The organism is Tenacibaculum sp. 190524A05c, from assembly GCF_964036595.1.
In the GTDB taxonomy this organism is placed as follows: Bacteria; Bacteroidota; Bacteroidia; order Flavobacteriales; family Flavobacteriaceae; genus Polaribacter; species Polaribacter platacis.
On record NZ_OZ038523.1, the window covers coordinates 3,582,346 to 3,600,243 of the forward strand.

Sequence of the window (17,898 nt, forward strand, 5' to 3'; positions counted from 1 at the left end):
AGTATATCATGACATTTAAAGAACAGATTAAACAAGGAATACCAAGTGTTTTACCATCAAAAAAAGAGTATGATACAACGATTAATCATGCTCCAAAAAGAAAAGAAATACTTACAAAAGAAGAAAAGCAATTAGCATTGAAAAATGCCTTGCGCTATTTCGATAAAAAACATCACGAAGAATTATTACCAGAGTTTTCTGAGGAATTGGAAAAGTATGGTAGAATTTATATGTATCGATTCCGTCCTGATTACAAAATGAAAGCAAGAGCTATTGAAGAGTATCCGGGAAAATCTACGCAAGCAAAATCTATTATGCTGATGATTCAGAATAACCTAGATTATGCAGTTGCACAACATCCTCATGAATTAATTACTTACGGTGGTAATGGTGGGGTTTTTCAAAATTGGGCTCAATATCTATTAACAATGCAATACTTATCTGAAATGACAGATGAGCAAACATTAGTCATGTATTCTGGTCATCCAATGGGATTATTTCCATCTAATAAAAATGCTCCTAGAGTTGTAGTTACAAATGGTATGATGATTCCTAATTATTCTCAACCAGACGATTGGGAAAAGTTTAATGCATTAGGTGTTACTCAATACGGACAAATGACGGCGGGAAGTTACATGTACATTGGTCCACAAGGAATTGTTCATGGAACAACAATTACAGTCTTAAATGGATTTAGGAAAATAGGTAAATCACCAAAAGGAAATGTGTTCGTTACAGCTGGTTTAGGAGGAATGAGTGGAGCACAACCTAAAGCAGGAAATATTGCTGGGTGTATTACGGTTTGTGCAGAAGTAAATGAAAAAGCTGTTCATACGCGTCATTCTCAAGGATGGGTTGATGAAGTGATTTCTGATGCAGATCTTTTAGTTGAAAGAGTTCAAAAAGCTAAAGAAAATAAAGAAGTAGTTTCAATCGCTTATTTAGGAAATGTTGTAGAGGTTTGGGAAAAGTTTGATGAAGCAAATGTTTACGTTGATTTAGGTTCAGATCAAACTTCTTTACATAATCCTTGGGCAGGAGGTTATTACCCAGTTGGATTATCATTAGAAGAGGCTAATGATATGATGGCAAATAATCCAGAAGAGTTCAAAGTGAAAGTTCAAGAATCTCTTCGTAGGCAAGCAGAAGCAATTAACAAACATACTGCAAAAGGAACTTATTTCTTTGATTACGGAAATGCCTTTTTATTAGAGTCGAGTAGAGCAGGAGCAGAGGTGATGAATGAAAATCCAACATTAGGAAGGGAGTTTAAGTATCCGAGTTATGTTCAAGATATTATGGGACCAATGTGTTTCGATTATGGATTTGGTCCATTCCGTTGGGTTTGTGCTTCAGGAAAACCTAAAGATTTAGCAAAAACTGATCAAATTGCGTGTGAAGTTCTAGAGGAAATCATGAAAGATTCTCCAAAAGAAATTCAGCAACAAATGGCCGATAACATTCAATGGATTAAAGGTGCGCAAGAGAATAAATTGGTTGTAGGTTCTCAAGCAAGAATTTTATATGCTGATGCAGAAGGAAGAATTAAAATAGCCAAAGCATTTAATAAGGCAATTAAGAAAGGAAAAATTGGTCCGGTTGTTTTAGGTAGAGATCACCATGATGTTTCTGGAACAGATTCTCCATACAGAGAAACTTCTAACATTTATGACGGTTCCAGATTTACCGCAGATATGGCTATTCATAATGTAATTGGAGATAGTTTTAGAGGTGCAACTTGGGTATCAATCCACAATGGAGGTGGAGTTGGTTGGGGAGAAGTTATTAACGGAGGATTTGGCATGCTTCTTGATGGAACTAAAGGAGCGTCAAAGCGTTTAAAATCAATGCTTTTTTGGGATGTAAATAACGGAATCGCTAGAAGAAGTTGGGCTCGAAACGAAGAAGCTGTTTTTGCAATTAAACGTGCTATGCAGGCAGAGAATAAACTTAAAGTTACTTTGCCTAACTTAGTAGACGATTCTTTGTTTAACAACTTTTAAAACTCAATGATCATGAAGTATGTAAAATTTTTACCTTTTTTAGTATTCTTAATTACTTCTTGTAGCTCAGTTAGAGTAGCGACAGATTATGATACGAAAGCAAATTTCAATCAATATCAAACTTTTGCTTTTTATAAACCTGGAATTGATAAAGCTCCAATTTCTGATTTGGATAAAAAAAGAATAATGAGAGCGATTGAAGCTGAATTATTAGCTAAAGGAATGCAAAAGTCATCTACACCAGATGTATTAGTAAGTCTTTTTACTAAATCTAGAGAAAGAATTAATGTTAATGATAACTGGGGCTGGGGCTTCGGTTGGGGTTGGAACCCTTGGATGTGGGGAGGAGCAGGTCGATTAAATGTGAATCAATATACAGAAGGAACTTTGTTTATTGATATAATTGATGCCAGTAAGAAAGAATTAATTTGGCAAGGAATAGGATCTGGAGCGTTAGCTTTCAGAAATATTGAAAAGAGAGAAGCTAGAATTAAAGAGTTTGTCAAAGAAATCCTTGAGAAATATCCTCCAGGTTCAGATAAAAAATAAATATACTTTATAAAGTAAATGAAATAAAAACGCAAGATGTACATCTTGCGTTTTTTATTAAATGAAATATCAACTTTTTCTTCGGTTTAATCCTGATACATTTTGATAACACTAACAGTGTTTCCAATATAATTTGATACGAAAGCGTAATTTCCATCTGGACTTATAGAAATAGATCCAGGAGCTTGTCCCACATTAATTGTTATTGGATGTAATTTGTTCGATTTAAGGTCAATTACATTTACAGTCCCTTGTCCAGCAGTTAAGCCTGTGAAATTTGGAGCTCCGCTTCTATATAGAGTGTTGTAATTAGAAACAAGTCCAAACCTTCCATCTTTGGATAATGCAAATCCTGAAGGTTGAATTCCTCCTGTAGAAATTTCAGTTACACTATTATCTTCAAGACTTAAAACACTTACTGTAGTTCCATATGGTGCAAAATTATTACTACCAAAGTTTGTGATATATGCGTTTTTTCCTTCAGTATCAATTTCAATTGAAAAAGGTCCAAAGAATCCTTTAACTTCGTTTACAATAGTATTTGTAATTGTTGATATTTGTATTACAGTTCCTGTACCTGGATTTCCTGTAACGTAATTAGCAACATAAATATTCCCACCATCAGGTGTAATTGCTATTGCTGCCGGTGCTGCAGGAAATACACCGTAAGGATGTAATTGTATTCTTTCCACAATTACTTCGTGTTCCAAATCAACTACAGTAACTGTATTACCTTCACCAGAAGGTCTTGTAGAGATAGCTCCATAATTAATCACATAACCGACTTTAGTATAAGGGTGAATTACCATTGCTGAAGGTCCGTTAAATCCATCAATTACGCCAGTAACTTCATTTGTTTGAGTATCTATTACACTTATTGTTGTGCTATTTGAGTTTGCTACATAAAGTTTGCTTTCATCCTGAGATAAAGTAAGCCCAAAAGGCTGATTAAAAGAACTATCTGAGATAGTTTTTAATGGCATAAAAGTATTTCCGTCAATTACTGTTACAGAATCACTACCTCCTATGGAGTAATTGTTACTATTTGCAACGTATAAATGTTTAGAACTTGATTTCATTGCCATAGCAGCTGGACTAACTCCAACATTAGCTGTTGCTATTACACTTCCATCTAATTTAGGCTCAATCTGAATCGTTTTATTTGTATCCATTTTAATAAGTTTAGTTATTACTTTCCTTGTAACTTTTCAGTTAATTTCTAATTAGTTGAAAAGTTTATTTTTAATTGTTAATCAAATTTGAAGAAATAAAGCGCTGATTTGTAAAAAAATAGAATGAGCGATCGGATTTTTAGTATGAGGATTATTATTTAAGGTATGGGAATAGGATGTTGAAAGATGTTATATGGTTTTATTTAGATTGTATGATATAAGTCTTTACTTTTAGCACATCTTTTTTGATATTTGTAATATGAAAAAAATATTGAAGCCTACACCAGATGAATATTATGTAAATGAGCAAGGCTATAGAGTTTTTAAGGAAGAATATCATTTAAGAAGAGGTTACTGTTGTAAAAGCGGATGTAAGCATTGTCCATATGGTTACGATAAGAAAACAGATAGCTTTAAAAAAGTGTGACTTTTTCATAAATAAAGTATCAAAACAATAAACAAGTTTAAAATGATGAAAAGAGTAGTATTATTTTTCGTGGCATTACAGTTTGTTGCCTGTGCAGAATTACAAAAAATCGCAAGTCAATTGCCTCAAGGAGGAGCTTTAACTCAGGAGCAAATTGGAGCAGGATTACGTCAAGCATTGGATAACGGAATTCAACATCAAGTTTCGAAACTTACTGCTAAAGATGGATTTTACAGAAACGAACTTGTTAAAATTTTACTTCCTAAGGAACTACAAGCTGTTGATAAAGGATTACGTAAAATTGGTTTAAGTAGTTTAGCAGATGAAGGTATTAAGGCTTTAAATAGAGCAGCGGAAGATGCTGTTAAAACAGCTACACCGATTTTTGTAAGTGCTGTTAAGGATATTACGTTTAATGATGCTAAAAATATCTTATTAGGAAACGATAATGCCGCGACTTCTTATTTACAAGGAAAAACAAATTCTGCACTTTATAATAAGTTTAATCCAGTAATTAAAAATTCTTTCGGTAAAGTAGGGGCAGATAAGATTTGGGCAAATTTGATCAACAAATACAATAGCATTCCTTTTGTTTCAAAAGTAAATCCAGATTTAACAGATTATGTTACGACAGAGGCGTTAGAAGGAGTGTTTACTATGATTGCAGTTGAAGAAAAAGGAATTAGAAATAAGATAGGTTTACGTAATACAGATTTGCTGAGACGCGTTTTTGCGCTTCAGGATAATAGATAGTGTTAAATGTTTGAATTTCAGATTTTTATTGTTATATTTAATGTGAATTACTAACTAACAAATGTCACGCGTAATACAACTAAATCGATACAAGCAACACTTGGAAGAACGATACACTAAACTAGTGGAACGTTCTAAAGATTACAGATACGTTGATGAGGCAAAAAGTGATATGGCATCTTACAAAGCAATGAAAATTCGAGAAAAAATTAATAGAGTAAATTACTTAGACAATTCTCTCGTGTAATTTTTTGAAATAATCGAAAGCTTTTAACATTCTGCTGCCGTACCATGAAAATAGTTCTCCATCAACGAATACTGTTTTAGCATGATGAGTACATCTTCCAATTTCAAAAGCATGTTCTTCTTTGAAAGGATAGGGTTCTGATGAAAGAAAAACTAAATCAGGGTCACCTTCGAGACGTATTTTTTTCAGCGCGACTTCAGGATATCTTTCTTTGTTCTGATATATGTTTTCAAACTTATTTAGCTCAAGAATATGATTTATAAAGGTATTGTTCGCGGCAACCATCCATGGATTTCTCCATATAAAATAGGCTACTTTTTTAGGTTGAATATCTTTCATGAATTCTGCGAAGTCAGCTAACTTAAAATTTAATTTTTGTATGATATTCTTAGCTTCTGTTCTACATGAAAAAAACGAACCGTAGGTTTCAATAAGTTGAATTGAGTCTGATAACGTATAAATTTCGGAAACATGAACTTCAGCTATTTCAGAACATGCCTCCACAATTTCTTTTGTGTTTTCTTCTTTATTACAAAGAATAATATCAGGATTTAGAGCTTTTATTTTATCTAGCTTAATATTCTTTGTGCCACCAACAATAGTTTTGGTTTGTTTTAAATGAAAAGGGTGTACACAAAATTTTGTGATACCAACTATATTATCTTCTAATCCCAAGTCAAATAAAAGTTCAGTTTGACTTGGAACTAGAGATATAATTCTTTTATAATTTTTCACTTTTGAAGTGTCTTTGATGATAATCTTAATTTTTAAGATTTACAACTGCAGTACTATTAGTTTTGTATGGATATCCTCTCCAGAAAAAACCTCCTTTATTATACTTCCAAACTACTTCTTTAGATGCTGTTACTTCCCAGTACCCAAAGTCTCCTTCAGTAATAATAGTGTTTCCATTTTCAGTTCTGTAAGCACCCGAAACTTTAGAAGAGAATAAGTTTGAATCAGTAAATGACCATACAGAAGTAGGAGCAGTATTAAAGTCGAAAGGAGTAGGAAGTTGTAATTCATGAACCACAGATTGACTTTGTGCAGATCCGTTGTTAAAAATTAACATATTACCAGCTCCTGGTAAGTTATCATTAATAATGTTACAGGCGTGATTGTTAGAGAATAACTGTGTTCCAGTGTTTTTTGAAGTGGAAGGATTACCAAATCGATATAATAAGTTTCCTCCTTTATTATAATTTCCTCCTGTATCAGTTTTTGCTTGATCAGTAGTAGTACTATGATCGATTACCCAAACTTCGTGATAGAAATTAACACTAATAAAAATGATATCATTTTTTTCATCATATTCTATAGCATTTGCATGCATGATATCACCATTATCTAAGTTATTAAAGTTAATATCTATTAATTGTGGATTATTTGAAACTGAACCAAAATTCATTTTTGTGTTATCCACATCTTGAATCAAATGATCCCAAGAACTCCATTTCCAAACAATTTGATTAGTTGAAGGATTAACTTCAATTACCGATTCGATATACACATCTTTATCTAATTGATATCCTCTGTCTTGAGCATCAGCAGCTGTTTTCTTTTCCCAAACTAATGCAATAATATTTCCATTTGGAAGTCTTTCTATATCATGGTGTAAATTATAATCTTCTGTAGAGTATACAAATTGCCAATCAATAGTATTATCAGGGTTAATGACTTGTATTTGCCCACCAGAACCACCAAATATAATTTTATCGTCATCTGTTTTTAATAGCGCTAATAGTTTTCCGCTATCTTCTAAATATGCATCATTTCCAAGTTCGTTAGTTAACGTCCATTCGTGAAATTTTTTACCATCTTTTTGTAATAAATAAACTTCGTCTGCACCAGCATCTGAAACTAAAACAAGATTATCACTTATTTTCTCTGGTTCGTATACTAAAACTTCATCGGTTAACTCAGGAACAACAGGAGCTTTTTCTGTATCATCAGAACATGACCAAAATAATAAAGCAGCTGTTAGGGTAAGGAATAAATTATTTTTCATTGTGTTAATTAAAGTTTGAATGGCAATTTACGATAAATTTAAAATTTCTTCCATCTGATTCTGAAGGGCTGCCGCTTTTTCAGACGAAGCTTTAGCGAAATCCTTACCATTACCAGCATAAATAATTCCTCTAGAAGAATTGATTAATAAACCAATATTTTCATTCATTCCATATTTGCAAACATCCTGTAAGTTACCTCCTTGTGCACCAACACCTGGAACTAATAAAAAGCTATCAGGAATAATCTGTCTAATATCACTTAAATATTCAGCTTTAGTAGCGCCAACAACATACATTAAGTTCGATGAATTTTGCCATGTTTTAGAAGTTTCTAAAACTTTCTTATACACTTCTTTATGATCAATTTTTTGTGTTTGAAAATCAAATGCTCCTTGATTTGACGTAAGAGCAAGCAGAATTGTATGCTTATTATCAAATGCTAAAAACGGTTCAACCGAATCTTTACCCATATATGGAGCAACTGTAACAGAGTCAAAAGACAAATCTTCAAAAAATGCTTTAGCATACATGGTTGAGGTGTTTCCAATATCTCCACGTTTTGCATCAGCAATGGTGAAAATTTCGGGATGATACTCATTGATGTAGTTAATCGTTTTTTCTAAAGCTTTCCAACCTTTAATCCCGTAAGCTTCATAAAAAGCTGTGTTCGGTTTGTAGGCCACACATAAGTGATGTGTTTCGTCAATAATCGCTTTGTTAAAAGCAAAAATTGGATCTTCCTCCTCTAATAAATGTTCTGGAATTTTATTTAAATCCACATCTAATCCTATACATAAAAAGGATTTTTTTCGTTTAATTTCTGCTACTAGTTGTTGTGTTGTCATTTTTTACAGATGATAAGTTGCGCAAAAGTAAATATTTTAAACTTTCTAGTATCTTTGTTTTAGATGTTTCGATATATTTTCAGTAAAGTTTTATATGGTTTTCTAACTCTATTTGGAGTAGTTACTGTCATTTTCTTTTTATTTAACGTTTTGCCAGGTGATCCGGCTAGAATGTTAATGGGACAAAGAGAAGATAGCAAGCAATTAGAAATCATTAGGAAAAAATACGGTTTTGATCAATCATTATCTACCCAATACTTGTATTATTTAAATGATGTTTCACCGATTTCATTTCATAGTTCTGAAGGTGATAGCTACACGTCATTATCATCGGGAAAATACAATCATTTGTCTTTGTTGGAATTTGGTCAAACAACTATGGTGTTAAAGTATCCTTATCTTAGAGATTCTTTTCAAAAGAATGGTAAAAGCGTTAGTGAGGTAATTAAAGAAACCTTGCCTAATACTGCAGTGTTGGCTGTTGTTTCTATTACTATAGCGTTATTGTTAGGAGTTGTGTTAGGAATTTTTTCTGCTTTATTTAAAGATACCTTTTTTGATCGGTTAATAGCAGTTATAAGTACTTTTGGTATGAGTATTCCGTCCTTCTTTTCGGCTATTTTATTTGCTTGGTTTTTCGGATTTGTTTTACACGAGTATACGAGTTTGGAAATGACCGGTAGTTTATATGAAGTTGATGATTTTGGTGAAGGAACTTATATTAAGTGGAAAAATTTAATATTACCAGCGTTAGTTTTGGGAATTCGTCCATTGGCTGTTGTGGTTCAATTAATGAGAAATTCTTTATTAGAAACGCTTAGTCAAGATTATATTCGAACTGCTAGAGCAAAAGGTTTAAATAATTATAAAGTAATTAAAAATCATGCATTGAAAAACTCTTTAAATCCTGTTATCACTGCAATTTCAGGATGGTTCGCATCAATGTTGGCCGGAGCTGTATTTGTAGAGTATATATTTAATTGGAATGGATTAGGTAAAGAAATTGTAAATGCACTAAATACATTAGATTTACCTGTAATTATGGGTAGTGTTCTTGTCATAGCGACTTTGTTTATTACAATTAATATTTTGGTAGATGTGATTTATAGTTGGTTAGATCCAAGAGTAAAATTGAATTAAAGATGAAAAATAGTATTTACATAATCCTTGCTATTCTTTTGTTGTCGAGCTGTGCTTCTTTAAATAAGAAACAGTTTTCTGCGGATGCAATGAATGAAAAGTTAGTCACACTGGATCGAGATTCTATTACATTATCTCAAATTTTAGAGAAGAATAAAGGAAAGCAGATTTTTGCTCAAGTTTTTGCTAGTTATTGTCCTGTAAGCCAGGATAGTTTTGATGATGTTTTAAAATTTCAAAAAGAAAACCCAGAAAAAGTTTACATTTTCCTTTCTGTAGATCATTCTTATTATGATTGGAAAAGAGGTTTAAAATATGTAAAACCAAAAGGTCAGTTTTATTACATACCTAAAAAAGGAGATGGAGCACTTGGTAAATTTCTAAAGTTAAAAAGTATTCCAAGGTTTTTGAAAATTAATGAACAGGGAGAAATAGAAGTTTATAAAACGTCAAAAGTTTCTGAAAAATTGAAATAATGAAAAAGGTACTGTTTATATGTTCGCTTATCTTTTTTTTGAGTTGTTCGAAAAGAAATGAAACTGAATTTTCTCAAAAAGCTTTAGAAGATACTTTTATAAGTATGGATGGAGTGAGTTTGACTTTTAAAGATGTGATTAAAAAGTATAAAGGAAAAAAGGTTGTAATAGATGTTTGGGCTACTTGGTGTAGAGATTGTATAAAAGGAATGCCTAAGATAGTTCAATTACAGAATGATTTTCCTGATGTAGTATTTCTCTTCTTATCAATTGATAACTCTTTAGAAGTATTACAAAAAGGAATAAAAAAGTATAACGTAAATGGAGAGCATTATTTAATGCCTTCTGGATGGGATGGTGAATTCGGTGAATTTTTGGATTTATCATGGATACCGAGATATTTAGTAATAGATGAACAAGGTGAAATTGTAGTATTTAATGCGATTAAAGCAAATGATATTAGAATTTTAAGCGCTTTAGAACAGTAGTTTAAGTTAATATTACGTTTTCGTAAAAAAATAAGAGCAATTGTTTTAGTGTTCGGTATTATAAATTAGTTTTGTTTACTTAATAAAGACAACTAATTTAAAATCAACATAACTGTATTAAAATGAGAAAAAAGATTGTAGCAGGTAACTGGAAAATGAATAACAACCTAAGTGAAACAAATGAGTTAATCGTAGGGTTGAAGAATGAAATGAATAGTATTACTTTAGAGAATACAAGAGTTGTAATTGCTCCTTCATTTGTGAATTTACAGCAAGCTGTTGTAGAAACGAAAGGATCAAGCATAGAAGTTTCTGCTCAAAATTTGCATCAAGCTAAAAATGGTGCATATACTGGAGAAATATCAGCAGATATGTTAGCTTCAATTGGTGTTGATATCGTAATTTTGGGGCATTCAGAAAGAAGAGCATATTTTAATGAAACTGATGAAAGTTTAGCTGAAAAAGTTACAACAGCAATCGAAAATGGTTTTGATGTTATTTTCTGCTTTGGAGAACAATTAGAAGAGCGAGAAGCAGAGAATCATTTTAACGTTGTGGAATCTCAATTAAAAAATGCTCTTTTTGAATTATCAGCTGACGCTTTTGATAAAATCATTTTAGCTTATGAGCCAGTTTGGGCAATCGGAACAGGTAAAACTGCATCCGCAGATCAGGCTCAAGAAATGCATGCATTTATTAGAAGTTTATTGGCAAAAGCATACAATACAGAATTAGCAGATAGTGTATCTATTTTATATGGAGGAAGCGTAAAACCTGCTAATGCAAAAGAAATTTTTTCTAAACCAGATGTTGACGGAGGATTAATTGGTGGAGCATCGCTAAAAGCCAAAGATTTTTCGGAGATAGTAAAATCAATTTAATTGGATAATATTTATATAGAATACACTTTTAAAGTATCACCTAAAGAACCAGGTACTGAGATTTTGATCGCAGAATTAGGGGGTGTTGGCTTTGAAAGTTTTGTTGAAAATGATAATGGAGTTATTGCCTATATCAATAAAAATGATTGGAATGAAAATATCCTAAGTGATATTTTTATTCTTAAATCAGATGAATTCCAAGTTTCAAATTCACACAAAGAAATAGCTCAGGTAAACTGGAATGAAGAGTGGGAGAAGAATTTCACCCCAATCCAAGTAGATGATCAGGTTAGTATTAGAGCTCCATTTCATGAAAATCCTAATTTACCTTATGATATTGTAATTGAACCAAAAATGAGTTTTGGTACAGGACATCATGAAACTACACATATGATGGTCCAACATTTATTAACAACTGATGTAAAGGATAAGAAAGTTCTTGATATGGGTTGTGGAACAGGAATTCTAGCCATTTTTGCCGAAATGAAAGGTGCTAAACCAATCGATGCAATTGATATTGATAACTGGTGTTATTTGAATTCTTTAGAGAATGTTGAAAGAAATAACTGTAATCATATTAGTGTTTATGAAGGAGATGCGTCTCTTTTAGTTAATAAGAAATATGATGTTGTTATAGCTAATATTAATCGTAACATCCTTTTATTAGATTTAAAGACCTATGTAAGTTGTTTAAATGAAAAAGGAATAGTACTTTTAAGTGGATTTTATGAAGAGGATATTCCTATCATAAATGAAGAGGCAAGAAAGTACGGTTTAACTCTAGATACAGTTATTAATAGAAATAATTGGGTAGCGGTTAAGTTTTTAAAATAATAGATGAAGATGAGTACAATAGAAAAGATTCAGGAAGAATTGGATGTTCTTGTCCAAGAGACAAGAGAACATGAGATTATTTTGTACAATGATGATGTAAACACATTCGATTTTGTAATAGATAGTTTAATAAACGTATGTGATCATACAGTAGAGCAAGCTGAGCAGTGTACAATTTTAGTACACTATAAAGGAAAATGTGCGGTTAAAACCGGAGAGTATAAAGAATTAGAGCCTAGGTGTACTAAATTATTAGAATTAGGTTTATCTGCTGAAATCGTTTAATTGAATGGAAAATGTTTTAAGGTATTATGAGTTTTCTGATTTTTTTGAAGACAAATCGGGAGCTTTTGAAGGAAATAGTATTTCTTACACCTCGTTGAATGAAGAACATTTTTTAATTTTTGTAAAAAATAAAGAGCAATACGATTTGTACGTTTCCAAATACGGATCAGAAAAAGAGGTTGGCTCTAAACCTCCAGAAATACTGGAGTTATTGATGAAAAACTACGATAAATCAATACCAGAACACCGAGTAATTTTAAGGAAATATTTATATTAAAAGTAAAAGATCAAATTTTTTTGATCTTTTTTTTTGTCCATATGTGACTTATTAGAAAATGATGTGTCTTAATTAATGTAACAACGAAAGATGAGTTGTTATAAACTTAAAAAGTTCATTGTAATAATAAGAATTGTCCCTTAAAATTAGAAGGCCAAATCCCCATAAAAGAACTTCTTTTAGTATGGTAGCAGAAAAAAGAAGTTCTGGCTTTGTAAGACTTAAGATATATATAGTTAGTTAAAATAGTAGTAGTTAGTTTTTATACTAAGTTTGGTTAGACAGGGAATCCTCAGACAGAAGTTTGAGGTTCCTTTTTTTTAAACAGAATTAATTTAACGATGAGTGACTTTTAAAATTCGAATGTGTCAAAATAATAGGAGCAACGAAGAAAAGTTGTTCTCATTTAAATAAAGAAATAGTTAAAATAGTAGTAGTTAGTTTTTATACTAAGTTTGGTTAGACAAAGAAACCTCAGGCGAAAGTTTGAGGTTTTCTTTTTTTAGAAAATGTTTGTTCGAATGTGACTTATTAGAAAAAGATGTGTCTTATAAATGTAGCAACGAAATAAAGTTGTGATCTAAAAATAGAAATTGAAAATATAACATCCTTTTTAGGATAGTTTAATTCCCAATAATAAGACTTTAAATAGTCAGTATAATTTTAAGTGTAGATAGTTAGTAAAATAGTAGTAGTTAGTTTTTATACTAAGTTTGGTTAGACGATGAGGCCTCAAGTGAAAACTTGAGGTTTCTATTTTTAATTTGTCCATATGTGACTTTTTGAAAAATAGTGTGTCTTAATTAATGTAACAACAAATTAAAAATGTTGTTTTAAAAAAGAAACTAAGAACAAAAAATATATAACATCCTTTTTAGGATAGTTTAATTCCCAATAATAAGACTTTAAATAGTCAGTATAATTTTTAAGTGTAAATAGTTTTAAATAGTAGTAGTTAGTTTTTATACTAAGTTTGGTTAGACTTTAAACCTCAAGTTTTTTACTTGAGGTTTTTTGTTTTAATTAAATGTTAAATTTTACTCTATGAGTTAAAAACGAATCGTTCTTGTTTTATTTGTTTTAATACTCTAGTGTTTTAGTAGGTTAGATGTTTAATTAGTTAATATTTAAAAGTTTAAATGTTGAAATAAACACTTTTATGTTTAAAAAATAACAATATAAAACATTTTGTGAAAAAACTAATAAGTGTTAAAAAGCTAAATAAAATGTTATATTTTCGTTAAAAATTTTTTATAAACCATTAAAAACTAAATTTAAAAATGAAAAAAATGAAATTCTCCCGAATTGCATTATTACTAGTTGGGGCTAGTTTTTTCGCATGTCAAACTGAAAACAACGATCAACCAACAGACACTGTACAAAGTGACGTTTCTCCTGAAATTGTGGAGAAGTTAGCGAACTTTGATGTTAACACTAACGATGTTAAAAAGGTAGACTTTTTATTACCTGACGGAAGTACAATTCCAATGATTCAAATGGAAAAAGATCTTCATATGTCAGAGGATCAGGCAAGAAATTTACCTAATCTTCAAGAATTATCTGGTAAAAACTATCACACTAATAACTTAGTTGCACAAAATACTGTAATCGATATTATCGGTTATACAGGTGGTGGTGGTTTTGGTCTTTCTAATAAAGGAAGAACTGGATTACAATGGGCTGTAAACAACTATAACAGATTAAACTTATCTATTAGATTTAATCTTACTTTTGGTACTGATTACCAAAATAAAGATATGGTTGTTTATGTGAATCCAAACCAAAGTGGTTCTGGAGGATCTGCTGGATTCCCGGAAGGTGGAGCTCCATTTAAGTGGGTGCAAATCTATGGATTAGATGGGTTTAGCAACAACGTGAACGAGCACGTTATTTGCCACGAAATTGGTCATTCAGTTGGATTCCGTCACACAGATTATTTCTCAAGACAAAGTTGTGGTCAAAATGTAAACGAAGGTTCTGCAGGTGTTGGAGCTAATCCAATCCCAGGAACTCCTTCAGGATACGATCCTACGTCAATTATGTTAGCTTGTTTTAGTGGAAGCACTGATGGAGAGTTTAACAATAATGACATTACAGCATTAAACTACTTATACTAAGAAAACATTTTTTTAGTTATTAAAAAACCCGAGGATTTTCCTCGGGTTTTGTTTTTTAATAAAATACGGTTTGTGAATAATCCAGTATTCGTAAACTACCATCATATAGTTTTATATTTATTTGAGGGTACTTTCGATCGTTATATTCATTCTTTAAGGTAAGATCAATATTTTCTGGATACACAGGCGTTTCTTTATCTTGAAAACTAAGAAAATACTTACCATCTCTTGCAATTAATTGCGCCATATCAGAAGCGAGTTCATTTTTATCTTCATCAACAAGTTGAACTTCGATGTACTCAATCTTTCCAACTTCAAAAATATCAACGTTAATTTTATAGATTGAATCGGTTTTTTCTACAGTAGAGTAGAATAAAGTTCCTTCTCTATTTTGTGCTAAAGTAGAAAAAGAAAAAGCAAATAAAAATAAAGCTAATAGAGTAACTTTTCTCATATGCATATTAGTGTATTAATTTGTTAAATCGGCTGCAAGTTACAAAATACTCTCTTAAAAGAGGTTATTTACATTCTTTTACCGAGAATTAGTAATTATCATTATAACAACTAATATCATGCCAAATAAGGCCTTTATGCATAAAAAAACTCTACACTGTTAAGTGTAGAGTTTCAGATTTAATTGGTTGACTAATTAGTCTTTTAAAGGGATTATTGAACGGCCTTTAACGCATCAATATTTCCATATCCAAAGCTAGAGTTTCTGTTAGGATAAAATTCTCCAGCTCTTTTCATTTTGTCTAAAACTTGAGAACGAGACCAACCTGGGTTTCTCGCCCATACTAATGCTGCGATACCAGCAGTTGTAGCTGTAGCAACTGATGATCCACCAACATAGTTAGCATCTCCATCATTTGAACTTAATACAGGAACAAAATTACCTGAATTACGTTCCATTTCAATAGTGAAATCTATTTTTGATCCAGAGTGACAATTTCCACATCTAGTATATCTACCTTCTTTAATTCCTGTAACAGCAACAGTTTCATTCATGTTTGCAGGGAAAATAACTCCATACCAGTTAGTAAAACCTGTAGAAGTTCCTCCAGCAGCAAAAATTAATTTACCTCTGTTATAAGCGTATCTAACAGCGTCTCTTACTCTTGAACTACTAAATGGAGATCCAATAGACATAGAAACAATTTTAATATCGCTTCTGTTACCAATAGCAGTTAATGCTTCAGCAACACCTCTTTTTTCGTGATAATCGTCAATTAATACATTTTGTACCGAACGATATGAAACTAAGTTAGCATTGTAAGCCACACCAACAGGTAAGTTGTCATTATTTCTTGGAGCAGTAGCTACAGAAGCCATGCTTGTTCCATGACCACATTTGTCGTTTACTCCATCGTAATTGTTAGACCATGCCCACCAAGAATCTACATATGTTCCGTATTTCTGAACAGATCTTCCAGAAGAATAACCATCATTGAAATACTGATTCATCCATCTTTGGTTTGGCGATAATCCAGAATCGATAACAGCAACAGTAATTCCTCTTCCTGTACTTAAATTCCAAGCAGCAGGAATGTTGTGAATATCAAAGTTCCATGGAACTCTCGCTCCAGGAGCAACTGTGCGGTAGTCAGAAGAAGAAAGAGTTCTTGAGCTAAACCCGCATCCAAAACCTTCTCCAGATCTTGAATTTTCATTTTGTAAAGAGTATGTAGCTGGCTCTAAATAACGAACTCTACTGTCTTGCATAAGAGCAATTATAGTTTCTTTACTTTCTACTTTAATGTCAATAACATTTAAGTTTCCATCAGTATATAACTCTTCTTTATCCTTTTTTTGGTCGTTATTGTTTTCAATACTTCTTACTAAAGAAATTAAATCATCTTTGATTCCTTTAGATCTAGAATTTTGTTGGAAATCGTCATCAGAGTTTCCGTAACCAATAGTAAGTAAATTGTCGTTATGACTAATAGCACTCCAGATTGTATGAGCATCTGTATCCATCCAAAAGAAATCTCCACTAGTATCTATTGATTCTTGAATTTTTGCGTTGATTTGATCTTTGGTAAGTAATTCAGTTTGTTGTTCAACTGATTCTTGAGGAATCTCTTCGTTTTTTGTACATGAAGTAATAGCTATAGCCATAGCTACGCTAAGTATTAGTTTTTTCATTTTGAAGGGTTTTTAGTTTTGCGATAGCGAATATATTAAAAAAATCATAAAAATTTAAATAATACCGCAATTTTATATGATTTAAATTATTGAAATGACAATAAAATCATTAAAAACTCTTAAAAAAGTAGCTTTAAAACGCTAATTATAGTGGTTTCGTTGCACTTTTAACAAAGTGCATAAAAAACCACATCTTTTTTTAAGGATGTGGTTTATTTAATGTGGTAAAATTGAATTCTATTTAAAAAAGCTTTTATTTAATTGTAACTCGAGTTGGTGTATCTTTTCCATTAATAATGGATGAAGTACCAATGGCTACTGCTTTTATAGTTTCGGTTAATACATTTACATCTAAAGTTTCTGCTTCATCTGTAACTTTATGATAATCCGGATCGGTATCTATTGGAGTTGTTGAAAATGTATGTGAAGGAACACCTAATCTTGCAAGCGAAGCATTATCAGATCTAAAGAATAAATTGTACTTAGGATATGGATCTGGATAAAGTTTGTAGCCAGTACCCTCTAAGTTTTTTTGTATAATTTTTCCAAAATCAGATCTATCGAACCCTGTAAGCCAAGCTGTTTTTGGTCCAGTTTTAGGCTCTTTTCCAATAAGTTCTAGGTTAATACCGGCTACGAATTTATCGGCATTAATACCTTTTCCGAAATACTTAGAACCAATAAGTCCCATTTCTTCAGCAGTAAAACAAACGAAAACAATACTTCTTTCATTTGTTCCTTTATTTTTAAAGTACTCCGCTAATGCTATTACTCCTGTAACTCCTGAAGCATCATCATTTGCTCCATTATAAATTCGATCACCTTCACCTTCTTTTAACATTTCCAAGTGATCATAATGAGCCGATACAATTACATATTCGTCTTTTTTACTTTTTCCTTCAAGAACCCCAACAACATTAAACATTTTAATATTTCTTTCTTCAAAATTTTGTCTATATGAAGTTAAGGTGTCATAATAGGACAAACCAATTTTCTTGAATTCGTTTTCAATATATTGTGCAGCTTTTTCTATTCCTGGTGTACCTGTTGCTCTTCCTTGCATGTCATCTGAAGCAAGAGTGTAAAGATGTTTTTTGATCGTCGCAGTGTCAAAATCAGATGTTAAAGATTGTTCTTTTTTCGTAGTACTTTTTTGATCTGCAGGTTTCGTGTATTGCTTGCAGGAAAAAGTAAGTACTGCAAGACTTAATAAGATGCTTATTTTTTTCATTCTAGGGCGTTTTAAAATT

Annotated in this window: 20 protein-coding genes; 13 read left to right on the plus strand and 7 right to left on the minus strand. The window is 31.6% G+C overall.

Features of this window, described 5'->3' with window-relative positions:
- Positions 1–8: 8 nt before the first annotated feature.
- The gene (locus tag ABNT61_RS15960) at positions 9–2,003 is read left to right on the plus strand and encodes a urocanate hydratase (RefSeq protein ID WP_348743947.1); all 1,995 of its coding nucleotides are present in this window, start codon (positions 9–11) and stop codon (positions 2,001–2,003) included.
- A gap of 12 nt (positions 2,004–2,015) precedes the next feature.
- Positions 2,016–2,552, plus strand: coding sequence for a DUF4136 domain-containing protein (locus ABNT61_RS15965; RefSeq protein WP_348709753.1), 537 nt, complete (start codon positions 2,016–2,018; stop codon positions 2,550–2,552).
- Between the two features lie 86 nt (positions 2,553–2,638).
- Here the strand turns inward: ABNT61_RS15965 and ABNT61_RS15970 are convergent, their stop codons facing one another.
- Positions 2,639–3,724, minus strand: a complete 1,086-nt coding sequence (locus ABNT61_RS15970) for a hypothetical protein (protein ID WP_348743948.1) — start codon at positions 3,722–3,724, stop codon at positions 2,639–2,641.
- A gap of 259 nt (positions 3,725–3,983) precedes the next feature.
- On the opposite strand from ABNT61_RS15970, the gene ABNT61_RS15975 reads away from it, so the two are divergent.
- From ABNT61_RS15975 to ABNT61_RS15985, 3 genes are all read left to right on the plus strand, one after another.
- Positions 3,984–4,151 carry a DUF5522 domain-containing protein gene (locus ABNT61_RS15975; RefSeq protein ID WP_348709751.1) on the plus strand — a complete coding sequence of 56 codons (168 nt, stop codon included), beginning with the start codon at positions 3,984–3,986 and terminating at the stop codon, positions 4,149–4,151.
- Positions 4,152–4,193: 42 nt separating this feature from the next.
- On the plus strand, positions 4,194–4,904 hold the full coding sequence (locus tag ABNT61_RS15980; RefSeq protein WP_348709749.1) for a DUF4197 domain-containing protein: 711 nt from the start codon (positions 4,194–4,196) through the stop codon (positions 4,902–4,904).
- A gap of 61 nt (positions 4,905–4,965) precedes the next feature.
- Complete coding sequence (locus ABNT61_RS15985) at positions 4,966–5,151, plus strand: Lacal_2735 family protein (RefSeq protein WP_348709748.1); 186 nt, start codon at positions 4,966–4,968, stop codon at positions 5,149–5,151.
- On the opposite strand, the gene ABNT61_RS15990 is transcribed toward ABNT61_RS15985, so the two are convergent.
- From ABNT61_RS15990 to pyrF, 3 genes are read right to left on the minus strand one after another with little or no spacing between them, the layout of a single operon-like run.
- Positions 5,131–5,886 carry a helical backbone metal receptor gene (locus ABNT61_RS15990; RefSeq protein WP_348722602.1) on the minus strand — a complete coding sequence of 252 codons (756 nt, stop codon included), beginning with the start codon at positions 5,884–5,886 and terminating at the stop codon, positions 5,131–5,133. The two genes, ABNT61_RS15985 and ABNT61_RS15990, sit on opposite strands and share 21 nt — an antisense overlap.
- 25 nt (positions 5,887–5,911) lie before the next feature.
- Positions 5,912–7,159 (minus strand): aryl-sulfate sulfotransferase, encoded by a 1,248-nt coding sequence (locus tag ABNT61_RS15995; RefSeq protein WP_348743949.1) that lies wholly within the window; start codon positions 7,157–7,159, stop codon positions 5,912–5,914.
- A gap of 27 nt (positions 7,160–7,186) precedes the next feature.
- Complete coding sequence (gene pyrF, locus ABNT61_RS16000; RefSeq protein WP_348743950.1) at positions 7,187–8,005, minus strand: orotidine-5'-phosphate decarboxylase; 819 nt, start codon at positions 8,003–8,005, stop codon at positions 7,187–7,189.
- Between the two features lie 63 nt (positions 8,006–8,068).
- Here pyrF and ABNT61_RS16005 point away from each other — a divergent pair, with 63 nt between their 5' ends.
- The 8 genes from ABNT61_RS16005 (at position 8,069) to ABNT61_RS16040 (ending at position 14,503) form a co-directional block, all read left to right on the plus strand.
- Positions 8,069–9,145 carry an ABC transporter permease gene (locus ABNT61_RS16005; protein WP_348743951.1) on the plus strand — a complete coding sequence of 359 codons (1,077 nt, stop codon included), beginning with the start codon at positions 8,069–8,071 and terminating at the stop codon, positions 9,143–9,145.
- Between the two features lie 2 nt (positions 9,146–9,147).
- Positions 9,148–9,621, plus strand: coding sequence for a TlpA family protein disulfide reductase (locus ABNT61_RS16010; RefSeq protein ID WP_348740659.1), 474 nt, complete (start codon positions 9,148–9,150; stop codon positions 9,619–9,621).
- A complete protein-coding gene (locus ABNT61_RS16015; protein WP_348743952.1) occupies positions 9,621–10,109 on the plus strand; it encodes a TlpA disulfide reductase family protein in 489 nt (162 codons plus the stop codon). Before ABNT61_RS16010 ends, ABNT61_RS16015 begins: the two co-directional genes overlap by 1 nt.
- A 122-nt stretch (positions 10,110–10,231) precedes the next feature.
- A complete protein-coding gene (gene tpiA, locus ABNT61_RS16020) occupies positions 10,232–10,990 on the plus strand; it encodes a triose-phosphate isomerase (RefSeq protein WP_348743953.1) in 759 nt (252 codons plus the stop codon).
- The gene (gene prmA / locus ABNT61_RS16025; protein ID WP_348743954.1) at positions 10,991–11,824 is read left to right on the plus strand and encodes a 50S ribosomal protein L11 methyltransferase; all 834 of its coding nucleotides are present in this window, start codon (positions 10,991–10,993) and stop codon (positions 11,822–11,824) included.
- A 9-nt stretch (positions 11,825–11,833) separates the two neighbouring features.
- Complete coding sequence (locus ABNT61_RS16030) at positions 11,834–12,109, plus strand: ATP-dependent Clp protease adaptor ClpS (protein ID WP_348709738.1); 276 nt, start codon at positions 11,834–11,836, stop codon at positions 12,107–12,109.
- Between the two features lie 4 nt (positions 12,110–12,113).
- Positions 12,114–12,386 (plus strand): hypothetical protein, encoded by a 273-nt coding sequence (locus ABNT61_RS16035; RefSeq protein WP_348709736.1) that lies wholly within the window; start codon positions 12,114–12,116, stop codon positions 12,384–12,386.
- A 1,289-nt stretch (positions 12,387–13,675) separates the two neighbouring features.
- Positions 13,676–14,503, plus strand: a complete 828-nt coding sequence (locus tag ABNT61_RS16040) for a M57 family metalloprotease (RefSeq protein WP_348743955.1) — start codon at positions 13,676–13,678, stop codon at positions 14,501–14,503.
- A 55-nt stretch (positions 14,504–14,558) separates the two neighbouring features.
- On the opposite strand, the gene ABNT61_RS16045 is transcribed toward ABNT61_RS16040, so the two are convergent.
- The 3 genes from ABNT61_RS16045 to ABNT61_RS16055 all read right to left on the minus strand — a co-directional run bounded on the left by ABNT61_RS16045 (position 14,559) and on the right by ABNT61_RS16055 (position 17,879).
- A complete protein-coding gene (locus tag ABNT61_RS16045) occupies positions 14,559–14,957 on the minus strand; it encodes a hypothetical protein (protein ID WP_348709733.1) in 399 nt (132 codons plus the stop codon).
- A gap of 212 nt (positions 14,958–15,169) precedes the next feature.
- Positions 15,170–16,648, minus strand: coding sequence for a S8/S53 family peptidase (locus tag ABNT61_RS16050; RefSeq protein ID WP_348743956.1), 1,479 nt, complete (start codon positions 16,646–16,648; stop codon positions 15,170–15,172).
- A 253-nt stretch (positions 16,649–16,901) separates the two neighbouring features.
- Positions 16,902–17,879 (minus strand): M20/M25/M40 family metallo-hydrolase, encoded by a 978-nt coding sequence (locus ABNT61_RS16055; protein WP_348743957.1) that lies wholly within the window; start codon positions 17,877–17,879, stop codon positions 16,902–16,904.
- Positions 17,880–17,898: the final 19 nt, after the last annotated feature.